Annotated in this window: 14 protein-coding genes; 4 read left to right on the forward strand and 10 right to left on the reverse strand. The window is 72.5% G+C overall.

The genetic code is table 11. The features are described 5' to 3' along the window. The first annotated feature begins 96 nt into the window (after window positions 1-96). Window positions 97-747 carry a DUF305 domain-containing protein gene (locus AB0J53_RS17315; RefSeq protein ID WP_364173050.1) on the forward strand — a complete coding sequence of 217 codons (651 nt, stop codon included), beginning with the start codon at window positions 97-99 and terminating at the stop codon, window positions 745-747. Here AB0J53_RS17315 and AB0J53_RS17320 read toward each other — a convergent pair. Further along, entirely contained in the window at window positions 744-1979 is a 1236-nt protein-coding gene (locus AB0J53_RS17320; protein WP_364173053.1) for an adenosylhomocysteinase, read from the reverse strand. The genes AB0J53_RS17315 and AB0J53_RS17320 overlap by 4 nt on opposite strands. Window positions 1980-2041: 62 nt before the next feature. Beyond that, window positions 2042-3469: an adenosylhomocysteinase gene (gene ahcY / locus AB0J53_RS17325; protein ID WP_357584045.1), complete on the reverse strand. Its 1428-nt coding sequence runs from the start codon at window positions 3467-3469 to the stop codon at window positions 2042-2044. 100 nt (window positions 3470-3569) lie between these two features. Between ahcY and AB0J53_RS17330 the strand changes: the two genes are divergently transcribed. Further along, the gene (locus AB0J53_RS17330) at window positions 3570-3920 is read left to right on the forward strand and encodes a MerR family DNA-binding transcriptional regulator (RefSeq protein ID WP_219499638.1); all 351 of its coding nucleotides are present in this window, start codon (window positions 3570-3572) and stop codon (window positions 3918-3920) included. Between the two features lie 5 nt (window positions 3921-3925). After that, a complete protein-coding gene (locus AB0J53_RS17335; RefSeq protein ID WP_364173057.1) occupies window positions 3926-4399 on the forward strand; it encodes a GerMN domain-containing protein in 474 nt (157 codons plus the stop codon). 6 nt (window positions 4400-4405) lie between these two features. Here the strand turns inward: AB0J53_RS17335 and AB0J53_RS17340 are convergent, their stop codons facing one another. The 5 genes from AB0J53_RS17340 to AB0J53_RS17360 form a co-directional block, all read right to left on the reverse strand. Continuing rightward, window positions 4406-5332 (reverse strand): cation diffusion facilitator family transporter, encoded by a 927-nt coding sequence (locus tag AB0J53_RS17340; protein WP_219499642.1) that lies wholly within the window; start codon window positions 5330-5332, stop codon window positions 4406-4408. A gap of 47 nt (window positions 5333-5379) precedes the next feature. Continuing rightward, entirely contained in the window at window positions 5380-6489 is a 1110-nt protein-coding gene (locus AB0J53_RS17345; RefSeq protein WP_364173060.1) for an SIS domain-containing protein, read from the reverse strand. Then, entirely contained in the window at window positions 6486-6653 is a 168-nt protein-coding gene (locus tag AB0J53_RS17350) for a Trm112 family protein (protein WP_219499647.1), read from the reverse strand. Before AB0J53_RS17350 ends, AB0J53_RS17345 begins: the two co-directional genes overlap by 4 nt. 92 nt (window positions 6654-6745) lie before the next feature. Next, a complete protein-coding gene (locus AB0J53_RS17355) occupies window positions 6746-7507 on the reverse strand; it encodes an HAD-IIB family hydrolase (RefSeq protein WP_308125594.1) in 762 nt (253 codons plus the stop codon). A gap of 67 nt (window positions 7508-7574) precedes the next feature. Then, window positions 7575-7943, reverse strand: coding sequence for a DUF3499 domain-containing protein (locus tag AB0J53_RS17360; RefSeq protein ID WP_219499649.1), 369 nt, complete (start codon window positions 7941-7943; stop codon window positions 7575-7577). A 135-nt stretch (window positions 7944-8078) separates the two neighbouring features. On the opposite strand from AB0J53_RS17360, the gene AB0J53_RS17365 reads away from it, so the two are divergent. Beyond that, the gene (locus tag AB0J53_RS17365) at window positions 8079-8516 is read left to right on the forward strand and encodes a metallopeptidase family protein (protein ID WP_364173065.1); all 438 of its coding nucleotides are present in this window, start codon (window positions 8079-8081) and stop codon (window positions 8514-8516) included. 6 nt (window positions 8517-8522) lie between these two features. Here the strand turns inward: AB0J53_RS17365 and AB0J53_RS17370 are convergent, their stop codons facing one another. The 3 genes from AB0J53_RS17370 to AB0J53_RS17380 form a co-directional block, all read right to left on the reverse strand. After that, window positions 8523-9827 carry a DUF5719 family protein gene (locus AB0J53_RS17370; protein WP_364173068.1) on the reverse strand — a complete coding sequence of 435 codons (1305 nt, stop codon included), beginning with the start codon at window positions 9825-9827 and terminating at the stop codon, window positions 8523-8525. Continuing rightward, complete coding sequence (locus tag AB0J53_RS17375) at window positions 9824-12694, reverse strand: glycosyltransferase (RefSeq protein ID WP_364173070.1); 2871 nt, start codon at window positions 12692-12694, stop codon at window positions 9824-9826. Before AB0J53_RS17375 ends, AB0J53_RS17370 begins: the two co-directional genes overlap by 4 nt. Before the next feature lie 108 nt (window positions 12695-12802). Then, window positions 12803-13063 carry a WhiB family transcriptional regulator gene (locus AB0J53_RS17380; protein ID WP_049564653.1) on the reverse strand — a complete coding sequence of 87 codons (261 nt, stop codon included), beginning with the start codon at window positions 13061-13063 and terminating at the stop codon, window positions 12803-12805. Window positions 13064-13195 lie beyond the last annotated feature (132 nt).

A 13195-nucleotide genomic window follows, 5' to 3' on the forward strand; every position in this document is an offset into this window, starting at 1 on the left:
GCAAGATGTCAAAAGATATGCCGGTTTGCCCTCTTATAACGATCATTCTTACGATCTAGAATCCGCAGTTCCGACCGAAATCAGTCAGGAGGCTGGGTGCGCGCCGCGCTCAACGTCGTCGCCACGGGCACGCTGATCGTCCTGTCGGGGATCGCCCTGTCGGGCTGCACCTCCGGCGCCGAGCCGCAGCCGCCCCGGGCGGACTCCACCGCCCCCGTGATCGCGCCGGGCCGTCCCGGCGAGGAGGCCAGGACCCTGTCCCCCTCCGAGGCCGCCACCGCCGTCCCCGCGCCGAGCGCGAACGCCCCCGACGTCACCTACGTCCAGGACATGATCGTCCACCACCAGCAGGCGCTCGACATGGCGGTCCTGGCCCCGAGCCGGGCGGAGTCGGCCAAGCTCAAGAGCCTGGCCTCGCGCATCGCCGACACCCAGGGCCCGGAGATCCAGTGGATGCGCACCTGGCTCCAGGAGCAGGGCCAGCGCGTCCCCGACCACCACGCGGCCCACGCGGGCATGCCCGGCATGGCCACGCCCGAGCAGCTCGACCAGCTCAAGGCGGCCACCGGCAAGGAGTTCGACGCCCTGTTCCTGCGGCTGATGATCGCCCACCACCAGGGCGCGATCCAGATGTCCGAGCGCGTGCTGACTGGCGGCTCGCACATCAAGATCGAGGAGCTGGCCAACGACGTCGCCGTCACCCAGACGGCCGAGATCGGCCGGATGCGGGAGATGCAGGCCGGCTAGGAGCCCGAGCGCCAGGAGTGCAGATAGGTCTCCTGGTCACCGGTCAGCTCGTCGATGGCGATCCCGGCCGCCGCCAGCTTGAGCCGCGCCACCTCCTGGTCGATGTCCTCCGGCACGTCGTACACGCCCGGCGGGAGCCCGGCCCGCTCCCGGGCGAGCCAGGCGACGGCCAGGGCCTGCGCGGAGAACGACATGTCCATCACGGCGGCCGGATGCCCCTCGGCGGCGGTCAGGTTGACCAGCCGGCCCTCGGCCAGCAGCAGCAGCCTGCGCCCGCCGGGCAGCACGTACTCGTCGGTGTTGGGGCGCACCGCCCGGTGCACCTCCTCGGCCAGCTCGTCCAGCGCCCGCACGTCGATCTCCACGTCGAAGTGCCCGGCGTTGGCCAGGATCGCGCCGTCCTTCATCGCCGCCAGGTGCTCGGCCCGGATCACGTCGCGGTTGCCCGTCACGGTGATGAACAGGTCGCCCGTCACGGCCGCCTGCTCCATCGGACGCACCTCGTACCCCTGGAGGGTGGCGTCGAGGGCCTTGACCGCGTCGATCTCCGTCACGATCACCCGCGCGCCGAGCCCCTTGGCCCGCTCGGCCACGCCGCGCCCGCAGTAGCCGAACCCGGCCACCACGACCGTGCGCCCGGCCAGCATGGTGTTGGTGGCCCGCATGATCCCGTCGAGCGTCGACTGCCCGGTGCCGTACCGGTTGTCGAACATGCGCTTGGTTCGGGTGTCGTTCACCGCCACGACCGGGAACCGCAACGCCTGCTCGGCGGCCATCTGCCGGAGCCTGATGATCCCGGTGGTCGTCTCCTCGCAGCCGCCGCTCACCCCGTCGAGCAGGTCGGTCCGCTCGGTGTGCAGGATGTTGACCAGGTCGCAGCCGTCGTCGAGCACCAGGTCGGGGGCGAGGTCGAGGGCCCGGTGGATGTGCCGGTAGTAGGCGGCGCGGTCGACGCCCGCCCGCGCGTGCACGGCCACGCCGTAGGAGCGCAGCGCCTCGGCCACGTCGTCCTGCGTCGACAGCGGGTTGGAGGCGGCCAGCGCGATCTCGGCCCCGCCCGCCTTGAGCGCCCCCATCAGCACCGCCGTCTCGGCGGTGACGTGCAGGCAGGCCGCGATCCGCAGCCCGGCGAGCGGCCGCTCGGCCGCGAACCGCTCCCCGATGGCGGTCAGCACCGGCATCGCGCGGGCGGCCCAGCTGATCTGCCGCTCCCCGCTCTCCCCCAGGTCCATCGACTCTCCTTACGACGGAGGAGCCGGCGCGCACCGCGCACCGGCTCCTCCGGGGCTTGCTGTCAGTAGCGGTAGTGGTCGCTCTTGTACGGGCCCTCCACGTGGACGCCGATGTAGGCGGCCTGCTCCTTGGTCAGCTCGGTGAGCTTGACGCCCAGCGCGTCGAGGTGCAGCCGGGCCACCTTCTCGTCGAGGTGCTTGGGCAGCGTGTAGACGCCGATCGGGTATTCGGCCGTCTTGGTGAACAGCTCGATCTGCGCGATCACCTGGTTGGTGAAGGAGTTGGACATGACGAACGACGGGTGGCCGGTGGCGCAGCCCAGGTTCATCAGGCGGCCCTCGGCCAGCACGATGATCGAGTGGCCGTCGGCGAACACCCACTCGTCGACCTGCGGCTTGATGTTGCGCTTCTCGATGCCGGGGGTCTTGGCCAGGCCGGCCATGTCGATCTCGTTGTCGAAGTGGCCGATGTTGGACACGATGGCCTGGTGCTTCATCTGGGCCATGTGGTCGGCCCGGATGATGTTGAAGTTGCCGGTGGTGGTGACGAAGATGTCGGCGATGCCGACGACCTCCTCCAGCGTGGTGACCTGGAAGCCGTCCATCGCCGCCTGGAGGGCGCAGATCGGGTCGATCTCGGTGACGATGACGCGGGCGCCCTGGCCGCGCAGCGCGTCGGCGCAGCCCTTGCCGACGTCGCCGTAGCCGCAGACCACCGCGACCTTGCCCCCGATGAGCACGTCGGTGGCGCGGTTGAGGCCGTCGATGACCGAGTGGCGGCAGCCGTACTTGTTGTCGAACTTGGACTTGGTGACCGAGTCGTTGACGTTGATCGCCGGGAACAGCAGCTGGCCGTTCTTGTGCATCTCGTACAGGCGGTGCACGCCGGTGGTCGTCTCCTCGGTGACGCCCTTGATGCTCTCGGCGATCTTCGTCCAGCGCTTGTCGTCGCCGACCGTGCGGGTGAGCAGGTCGATGATGACGTGCCACTCCTCCGGGTCGTCGGCGGTGGCGGGGGGAACGGCGCCGGCCTTCTCGTACTCGGCGCCCTTGTGGACGAGGAGCGTGGCGTCGCCGCCGTCGTCGAGGATCATGTTGGGCGTGTCACCGCCGGGCCAGGTGAGCGCCTGCTCGGTGCACCACCAGTACTCCTCCAGCGTCTCGCCCTTCCAGGCGAAGACCGGGACGCCCTTGGGGTCCTCGGGCGTGCCGTCGGGGCCGACGACGACGGCCGCGGCGGCGTGGTCCTGGGTGGAGAAGATGTTGCAGCTCACCCAGCGGACCTCGGCGCCGAGCGCGACCAGGGTCTCGATGAGGACGGCGGTCTGGATCGTCATGTGCAGCGAGCCCATGATCTTCGCGCCGCGAAGGGGCTGGGAGGCCGAGTATTCCTTGCGGATCGCCATGAGGCCGGGCATCTCGTGCTCGGCGAGCCGGATCTCCTTGCGGCCGAAGTCGGCAAGTGAAAGGTCGGCGACCTTGAAGTCCATCGGGGTTCCCCTCGCATCACAATGTTGTCGCGACGAGTTTAGGCGTCTCCCCGCCCCGATCGCATCTCACAGAGAGCTAACCTGACGTAAGAATGTAAGGATGCGCATCACGGAAGCCGCGAGACGGCTCGGCATGTCTCCCAGGATGCTCCGCTACCGGGAGGCACTCGGCCTGCTGCCTCCCGTGCGCGAGCAGGGCGCGCACCGCCGCTTCGGCCCCGAGGAGCTCGCCGCCGTCGCCCAGGGCGTGGAGCTGGAGAAACGCTTCGACGTCTCCCCCGCCGAGCTGGCCTTCGCCCTGCGCGCGCTCAGCGAGCCCGCCGTCGCCGCCGCCGTCCGCGACCTCGGCGTACGGATCGGCCGCATCCAGGTGCCGCGCCGGGCACTGGACTTCGAGAAGGAGAAGGCCCTGCGGCTGCTGCGAACCCCGGGCTCCGGGCGGACGTCATAGAGGACATGAAAGAGCTCCTGATGGCCACCGTGCTCGCGTTGTCGCCGGTGCAGGCGCCCGGCACCACCGTCAAGGTCTACTTCTCCACGGGGAACGGCTTCCCCGGCAAGGTCGTCGCGGTCAAGCGGATCGCGCCCCACTCGGGCGTCGCCCGGTTCGCCGTCGAGCAGCTCATCAAGGGCCCGACCGCCGCCGAGCACCGCCGCGGCCTCCGCTCCGAGCTGGGCAAGCAGATCCGCGGCCGCTCCGACTGCGGCGCCGACTTCTCTCTCACGATCAAGAGCGGTACGGCGACCCTCCGCTTCTGCCGGACCGTCTGGGGAAACGGCGTCGGCGGCGACGCGCGCATCCTGCGCACGATCGACGCGACGCTCAAGCAGTTCCGGAGCGTGAAGAAGGTCGTCACGCTGGACAAGAAGGGCCGCTGCCTGTTCGACATGTCCGACGCCGGCACGTCCTGCCGCACCGGCCACGAGTGAGCCCGGTCAGGCGTTGCTCGGCGACCGGTCCAGGTCGGGCTCCAGGTAGATGACCCGGGCGATCGGCACGGCCTCGCGGATGCGCCGCTCGGCCTCGTCGATGCCCGCGGCGACCTCGGCCGCCGTGTCGTTGTGGGTGACCGCGATCTTCGCGGCCACCAGCAGCTCCTCCGGGCCGATGTGCAGCGTCCGCATGTGGATCACGCGGTCGACCTGGGGCGTGGCGTCCAGGGCGGCCCGGATCTGGGTCTCCACCTCCGGCGCGGCGCCCTCACCGACCAGCAGCGACTTGGTCTCGATGGCCAGCACGACCGAGATGACGGCCAGCAGCACACCGATCATGAGCGTGCCGACGGCGTCCCACCAGACGTCGCCGGTGATGACCGCCATGGAGACGCCGAACAGCGCGAAGATCAGGCCGAGCAGCGCGCCGAGATCCTCCAGCACGATGACCGGCAGCTCGGGCGACTTGGACCGGCGGATGAACGCGACCCACGACTGGTTGCCGCGCACCGCGTTGGACTCCTTGATCGCGGTGCGGAACGAGAACGCCTCGGCGATGATCGCGAAGATCAGCACCCCGAACGCCCACTGCGGCGACTCCACCGACGCGTGCGGATCGGACAGCTTGTGCCAGCCCTCGTACAGCGAGAACAGCGCGCCGATCGCGAACAGCACCACGGCCACCACGAACGCGTAGAAATAGCGCTCACGCCCGTAGCCGAACGGGTGCTTCTGGTCCCTCTCCCGCTGCGCCCGCTTGCCGCCCAGCAGCAGCAACGCCTGGTTGCCCGAGTCGGCCACCGAGTGGATGCCCTCGGCCAGCATCGAGGACGAACCGGTGACCGCTGCGGCCACGAACTTCGCCACCGCGATGGAGAGGTTCGCGGCCAAGGCCGCAACAATCGCTTTCGTACCGCCGCTAGCACTCACCGGTCTTCTCCAGTCATACGATCACTACTGATGCCCGAACCGGGATCCTATTGGGTGATCCTGGACTTCAGCTCGGCAATGGGTGCAACAGTAGTCGGATCGATTCCATAACCGAGCGCCAGGTACGTGGCCGCGTAATCGGCCAGCCCGACCAGCGAGGCCATCCGCTCCAGCGGGTGCGCGCCCTCGGCGGCCAGCTCGCTCACCGGCACGCCCCGGTCCTGCGCGAGCCGCAGCACCGCCTCCCGCGTCTCGGCCACCCGAGGGTGCTCCTCGGTGTCACGCAGCACGACCAGCCGGACCGTACGGCCGGTGTCGTCGTCGGAGAAGATGTCACGCCCGGCCAGCGGCCCGTCGAGGACGGCCACCTGGTTGTGCGCGGCCTCCGGCAGCTCCCCGGAGATCGCCGGATAACCGGCGTCGGTGTTGAGCCGGCAGGCCAGCCGGTAGGCGGCCACGGCGGCCGGCCGCGACGAGCCCCAGATCACCGGCACGCTCTCGGCCAGGTCGAGGGCCAGCGACTTGCCCGGGTTGATGAACGACTCGCTCGACGGCCGGCACCGGTGCGAGATGCCCTCCAGCATCTCCGCCACCCGCTCGTACAGCCCCTCGTCGGCCCGCGCCAGCCCCAGCGCGGCGGCGGCCACGACCAGCGGGATCGTCACCAGCCACAGGTCGGCCCGGTCGCGTCCGGCCACCGGCAGCGGCACGTAGACGGCGCCGGCCTGCGTGGCCAGCGCCTCCAGCGGCGACCCCGGCGCGCCCAGCGCCAGCAGCGCGCAGCCCCGGCGCACCGCCTCGGCGGCCACCGAGAGCGTCTCCTCCGTCTCGCCCGACCAGGAGATCGCGACCACCAGGTCGGTGGCCCCCACCCAGCCGGGCAGCTGGTAGGAGCGCAGCGTCACGACGGGCAGCGGGGCGCTGTTGCCGCAGACCGCGGCCAGCATGTCGCCCGCGAGCGCGGAGCTGCCCATGCCCGTGACCACGACCGCGCGCGGCCTGAGGTCACCGGCCAGCCGGTCGACGCCGGACTCGACGGCGCACCGGAGCCCGGTGCGCACCTGCGCCGCCGAGGCGGCCACCGCGAGCAGCATGCCGCCCGGGTCGCCCTCGCTCAGGTGCCGCTGGTCGTCGAGCCGCTCCGGCTCCCAGGTCACGGCTTCCTGGCCTCGTCGACGAGCAGCACGGGGATGTCATCCCGGACCGGATAGATCAGGCCGCAGCCGGTGCAGTCGAGCTCTTCGGAGTCGCTCTCGACACGCAACGGTGACTTGCACGCCGGGCAGGCCAGGATCTCCAGCAGCCAGTCGTCGATCTTCACTCGTTCACCTATCTCGCTCGCCATCGCCAAAACCGACCGTAACATCACGGCGCCACTGGTCCGGTGGATTGCGCGGCCTTTCGGCCGCCGGTTCATCGAGTCTCGATGCCGAGATAGTCCTCGACGAACGCCGCCGTCTGCTCCCAGCCCTCGACCGCCACGCACTCCACGCCCATCGCCTTGACCGGGTAGTCGTTGCCGCCCTCGTCGAGCCGGTCGCCGACGAACAGCACGTCGTCGATCGTCAGCCCGAGGGCGTCGAGGAGCCGGCCGATGCCGTAGGCCTTGTCGACGCCCTTGTGGGTGATGTCGACGGAGGTCGAGCCGCCGCTGCGCACCTCCAGGCCGGGCAGCCGCTCCGACACGTGCGCGCACAGCAGGCGGCGCTTGGCGCCGTCGGGGTCCCAGGCGTACTTGGCGGCGGGCGGGGCCTGCTGGCCGAGCGCGGAGAAGGTGATCTGGCTGCCGCGGTCCTCGATGATCTCCCCCCAGGGGTCATCGGCCCACAGGCCCAGCTCCTTGGCGCTGCGGGTGAGCGCCTCGATGATCTCCGCCTTCTGGGGGGCGGTGAAGTCCTCGGCGTAGACGAGGTGCCAGTCGGAGTTCTGCCAGCGGTAGTAGCGCGTGCCGCAGGTCGGCATCAGGTGCAGCCTGGCGCGCTGGGCGTCGTCGATCGGCAGGTGGCGCAGCACCTGCGCCTGGAACTGGGAATACTGCCCGCCCGAGATCACGCACACGTCGACCAGGTCGAGCAGCCGGGCCAGCAGCCCCGCCATGCGGTCGTCGATGCGGGACTTGGACACCGCCAGCGTGTCGTCCAGGTCGAAGGCGACCAGGGAGAACTTGCGATTAATCGGAGCTCCTACGAATCGGCCGCGGACAGGTGCCTCGACTGTACCCGGCGCGACGGCAGGCGGCGCGTCAGCGATCGCGGTTGGGCTGGGTGGAGCGCAGGATGCGGAGGTGGCCCCGCCGGCCGACCTCGACGGCGTCGCCGACCGGCTCGACGCCGCGCGCGGCGCTGGGCCTGGCCGCCTCGCGCACCGCGTTGGCCAGCGCTTCGAGGTCGTCGGAGCTGGGGGAAGCGCCGTCGGTCGGCAGCCGCACGACCTCCCAGCCTCGGGGGGCGGTCAGCCGCTCGGCGTGTTCGGCGCACAGGTCATAACAGTGTGGCTCGGCGTACGTCGCCAGAGGGCCTAGTACAGCGGTCGAGTCGGCGTATACGTACGTGAGCGTGAAGACGGCAGGCTGACTGCAAGCAGTGCGGGAACAGCGGCGGACGGGGCTCACGGAGGGACCGTATCTGGTAAGAGTGCGAGGCGCCACTACCTGAGCGCTCTTAACGAGCGTGTCGCCACAATTCGGACACCTGTCGCAGCCTTTCCACCCACATGCCCCGATGGGGCCTGCCTTTAGACTTGCCGTGTGACTCTCAAGCGCGGTCCCAGGCGTCGTGACCGGCACGGTCGTGGTCTGCGCGGGCCGCTCGCGCCCTCGTACGTGCCCATGTCCCGGGCCCGTTCCGAACGCTTCGACGACCTGGTGCTCGACGCCGTCGACCGGTTGCGGCCCAAGTGGGGCAGGCAGCTCGCGGCGGTGGAGTTCGCGGTGGAGGACGTGCCGCCGCTGAGCGAGCTGAGCGACGGGCCGGGGTTCGGCGGCGGTCCGATCCCGTTCGGCCGGGCCGACACGGCCAAGGGCCAGGACCCGGCCTCGGTGGTGGTCTATCGGCGTCCGCTGGAGGCGCGGGCCCGCGACCGCGAGACGCTCGGCGCGCTGGTGCACGACACCGTGGTCGAGCAGGTGGCGACGCTGCTCGGGCTGTCGCCCGAGGCGGTCGACCCGGGCTACGACGAGCGCTGAGCCCGGTCAGGGCAGCACGGCGAGCGGGGTGTCGGCGAGGGGCGGCAGCATCGTCCACGTCCGGGCCTGGGCCAGCGGCTGGGCGGTGAGGAGCAGGCCGGCGCGCTGCCGTTCCTCGATGACCCGGCCGCCGTAGACCTGCCCGGAGACCGGGGTCACGACGACGCCGAACGCGCCCTTGGCCTTCAGCGGCACGCTCGTGGTGCGCCCGGCGGGGACCTCGACCTCGGCGGGGGCGCCCGGCTCGCCGCGGGCCGGCACGATCTGCACCCGCACCCGGCCGGCCGCGCCCGGCGCGGTCAGCAGCAGCCGCGAGCCCGTGCCGTTGGCCGCGACGGCGCTGCCCAGGTCGAGCGGCGGCGTCCCGGCGGTGTAGGCGACGTCCTGCCGCCCGCCGGTCCCGGTGATCACCACGCCGGCGACGACGGGGGCGGTCGAGTCGAGCACCAGCCCGGCGGACTCGCCGCCGATGCCGGTGGTGACGTCGATCGCCAGCACCCCGCCTGCGGGCACGTCGACGCTCTCGCGGCCCTTCATCGCGTAGCGGGAGCCCTCGGTCACGGCGGTGATGCGCACGGTCGCGTCGGCCTCGCCCGGCGCCGCGACCAGCAGCTCCCGCCTGCCGCCTCCGCCGGGGATGCCGGGCACGACGATTTTCGTGGCGGGCGCGGCGGCGGCCGGCAGCCAGTCGGCGCCGCCCGTCTCCGGCGCGGCGCTCGCGGCCACGGCCACCCGGCCCACCAGGGAGGTCACGCTGACCGCCATCACGTCGGCGGACGGCGCCAGGTCGCGCAGGTCGATCTTCCGGCTCTTGCCGGGCGCGACCTCCAGGCCGAGGCCCGCCTCGCCGGACACCAGCCCTTCGGCCGCCCACACCTGGACGTCGGCCATGGCGGGCGTCTTGGCGGCGTTCGTCAGGTGCAGCGTGACCTCGGCGTTGGCCGGGCCCGGCCCGACCAGCCAGGTCTCGGCGGCCGGCTCGGCGCACCGCACCCCGGCCAGCCCGCGCCGGGCGCCCGAGAGCGCGCGGGTGACGAAGCCCGCCTCCAGGCCGCCGGGCCCGGTCACGGTGTACGGCTCGGCGTCCTTCATGGTCTCGCGTGACATCGTCCCGGGCAGGTAGACCGCCACGTCGGCGCCCTTGACGCCGGGGCAGACCGCGGTCGCCGACTCGACGCCCACCCGCTCCGGCTTGGCCGCCGCGCGTCCGGCCGGGGCGGGCTCGGTCACGTACGCGATCCCGTACAGGGCCAGGAGGGCGGCCAGGACGGCGGCGAGCGGCGCGAACCGGTGGCGCAGGATCGCCGTCATGAGACGCCCGCCAGGGCCGGGTCGGGGGTGCGGGCGGCTTCCTCGGCGGGCTCGCGCCGGCCGGGCGCGGCCATCACGACCGCGACCAGCACCAGCGCGCCCTGGAGCCACAGCCAGGGCGTGTGCATGAAGTGCGCGGGCCGGGCGGGGACCGGCGTGAGTGGCTCGGCGATCCGCCACAGGCCGCCGCTGTCGGACAGGCTCATGCGCTGGAGCGAGGGCTGCGAGTCGAGGGTCCTGGCGAGCTCGGGCCCGACCGGCGGCGCCACCGCCACCATCGCCACGCCGTGCTGGGCCAGGACCTCGGCGTCGTTGCCGCCGCGCCCGCCCGCGAGGCCCTGCGCCGCGGCGGCCACCTTGGCGCGCTCGGGGGAGGCGACGGGCAGCTCCGCCTCGCCGATCAGCGGGGTGCGCCCGCGCAGCACGGTGAACTCGGCGCCCCGGATGAGCAGGGTGCGCTCGCCGTGGCGGGAGTTCATGACGGCCAGGGCGGGCAGCGGATCGCGTGCGTCGCCGTCGAGCGGCCCGCGTACGCCCTGGACGATCCAGTGCCCGGCGGCCAGCAGCGGCGTGCTGAACGCCACCGCCGCCACCAGCCAGGCGGCGATCCTGCGCGGGCCGCCCCGGGCGCGGGCGGCGTCCAGGCGGGGGGCGCTGAGCGCGGCGAGCACGATCAGCGCGGCCCCGGCGACGGCCAGCGGCACGCCCGGCCACGCGGGCGCGCCCGCCACGCCGACCCGGCCCGCGACCAGGGCGATCACCAGCGCGAACAGCGCGATCCCCCAGCCGGACAGTACGACGATCCGGCCGCGTTCGGCCTGGGGGTCCGGCTTGGCCCGCCGTCCGGCGCGGGCGCGATGGACGAACAGCGCGCCCAGCGCCACCGCCAGCAGCCCGCCCGTCACCCAGAACGGCGGCAGGCCGGGCCCGCCGGGGCTGAGCGTCAGCAGGTCGCGGGCGCCGAGCGCCGGGCTCACCAGGGCCGGGTCGTGCAGCCCGGCCTCCAGCAGGAACCTGCCCGGGTCCAGCACCAGCCCGCCCAGCCAGGGCAGCAGCAGCGCCACCGGCACGCCCAGCGCGATGGCCACCGGCACGAGGACGCCGGGCCGTACCGTGCGGAAGAGCACCACGGCGAGCACGCCGAGCACCAGGGCCATCGGCAGCAGCAGCGGCACGAACGCCGCGCCCACCGCCAGCACCAGCCCGAACCCCCACGCCGCCCGGCGCGAGCGGCGCGCGTCCGGGCCGAGCAGGTGCGCGGCGAGCACCGCGCAGGCCGGCAGCAGCACCAGCACCGCCGCCGTGCCCAGCCGTCCCGACGCGACCGCGCCGGTCGCGACCGGCAGCAGCGCGTACGTGGCGGCCACCCACACGCGGACGCCGACGCCCGACTCGGTGGCGTCCGGCACCAGCCGCCGCGACGCCAGGTAGGCCGAGGCGCCCGCCAGCGGCACCGAGCCGAGCAGCAGCACCGACACGGCCGTCGAGGTCTGCCCGAAGGCGAGCGTGGACAGCGCCGCGAGCACCGCCACGTACGGCGGCGCCCAGTCGGCCGAGCCGGGCCCGAGGTCGTGGAAGCCTCCCGTGTAGAACGCCCACAGGTCGCCCGCGCCGCCGGTCACCGGCACGAGCGCGCCGCCGCCGAGCCGTCCGGCCCCCAGCAGGGACCGCTCGGCCACCAGCGCGACCAGCGTGAGCCCGAACGCCAGCAGCACGCCGGGCCGGCCGAGGAAGCGCTTGACCGGGTTGCCCTGCGGCGCCGGCGCGGGCGCGATCACCTCCTCCTCCGGGGCGGCGTGGTGGTGCCGGCCCGCCGCGTCGACCGGCCCCTCGCCCGCCAGGAAGCTCTGCACCATGTCGGTGAGGCGGCGCAGGCCCGCGCCGCGCGGCGTGAGCAGGCGGCTGATGCGTTTGTGGCCCTTCTTGCGGCCTTCGCGCCTGGCCCGCCGGGCCTTGGCCAGCCGCATCGGGTGCGCCAGGACCGAGCCGAGCGCGACCAGCTCGTCCAGGGCGTTCGCCGGCTGCTTGCCCAGCACGAACAGCACCGTGCGCGTCAGCGAGCCCGCCACGTTGCGCAGCAGCGCCCACAGCATCGCCAGGAACGGCAGGTTCGCCATCACGACGAAGATGCCGTTGCGCCGGTCGAGCCTGCGCGGGTGGTCGCCGCTGACCGTCATGCGCCGTCTGCGGCGGGCCGACGCCTCGGCGTGCCAGGCCACGGCCTCGGTGACGGCCAGCACCCGGTGCCCGGCGTTGCGCACCCGCCAGCACAGGTCGAGGTCGTCGCGGAAGATCGGCAGGAACGGGTCCAGCCCGCCGGTCGCCTCCCACACGTCGCGCCTGATCAGCATGCCGGCCGTGGACACCGCCATGACCTCGCGGGTGCCGTCGTGCTGGCCCTGGTCGAACTCGCGGGCCTCCAGCCCGGTGTCGCGGCGGCCGGTGCGGCCGACGGTCACGCCGATCTCCAGCAGCAGCCGCCGGTCCAGCCAGTCACGCAGCTTCGGGCCGAGCACCGCCGCCTTGCGGTCCTCTTCGGCGGCGCGCAGCAGCGCCTCCAGGGCGCGGCGGTCGGGGGCGCAGTCGTCGTGCAGCAGCCACAGCCACTCGCCGTCGACGCCCGGGGGCAGCTTGCCGAGCACCTCGGCCACGGCGTCGCCGAAGCTCGCCGAACGGGGCAGCCTGAGCACGTTGGCGGAGCCGAGCGCCTGCGTGAGCAGGTCGGCCGAGCCGTCGCGGCTGCCGTTGTCGGCGCCCACCACCCGGTCCGGGCGGTAGCTCTGGCTCGCCAGGGCCTTCAAGGTCTCCCCGAGCCAGCGCCCGCCGTCGTGTGCGACGACGATCACGGTGACGAAGGGACGGGACATGCGGCTCCATTGGGCGGTGATCAAACGCCGCCACCTTACCGGTCGCACCGCCCACGGATACGGAAAAGGGTCACACGGGTGACCGCGTGACCCTTTCCACATCTATCCCTAAACGGCCTGGCGCTTGATCCGTCTGCGCTCCCGCTCGGACAGCCCACCCCAGATGCCGAAGCGCTCGTCGTGCTCGAGTGCGTATTCCAGGCACTCCGCACGCACTTCGCACGATCGGCACACCTTCTTGGCCTCTCGGGTGGAGCCGCCCTTTTCCGGGAAGAACGCCTCTGGATCCGTCTGCGCGCAGAGTGCGCGCTCCTGCCAGCCGAGTTCTTCAGCGTCAAGCTGATCCTGTGCGATGACCAGATCGGTCACTGCACACCTCCCTGCCGCCCGCCCGCAATGGAGCCCCCCATGGAACGCCTTCCTTGTACCCACCCACGGGAAGGCGTAACAACATGGTTGTAATTACACGCGTGTGCCGTACGTGGCGTCAAGCGGCATGCC

It is taken from the genome of Nonomuraea sp. NPDC049725 (genome assembly GCF_040674795.1).
GTDB classification, from domain to species: domain Bacteria; phylum Actinomycetota; class Actinomycetes; order Streptosporangiales; family Streptosporangiaceae; genus Nonomuraea; species Nonomuraea ceibae.

Bases quoted from the DNA above. Each gene is read 5' to 3' on its own strand.
- ahcY (WP_357584045.1), bottom strand. From the start codon at position 3,469: ATGGACTTCAAGGTCGCCGACCTTTCACTTGCCGACTTCGGCCGCAAG.
- AB0J53_RS17335 (WP_364173057.1), top strand. From the start codon at position 3,926: ATGAAAGAGCTCCTGATGGCCACCGTGCTCGCGTTGTCGCCGGTGCAG.
- AB0J53_RS17370 (WP_364173068.1), bottom strand. From the start codon at position 9,827: ATGACGGCGATCCTGCGCCACCGGTTCGCGCCGCTCGCCGCCGTCCTG.
- AB0J53_RS17320 (WP_364173053.1), bottom strand. From the start codon at position 1,979: ATGGACCTGGGGGAGAGCGGGGAGCGGCAGATCAGCTGGGCCGCCCGC.
- AB0J53_RS17375 (WP_364173070.1), bottom strand. From the start codon at position 12,694: ATGTCCCGTCCCTTCGTCACCGTGATCGTCGTCGCACACGACGGCGGG.
- AB0J53_RS17330 (WP_219499638.1), top strand. From the start codon at position 3,570: ATGCGCATCACGGAAGCCGCGAGACGGCTCGGCATGTCTCCCAGGATG.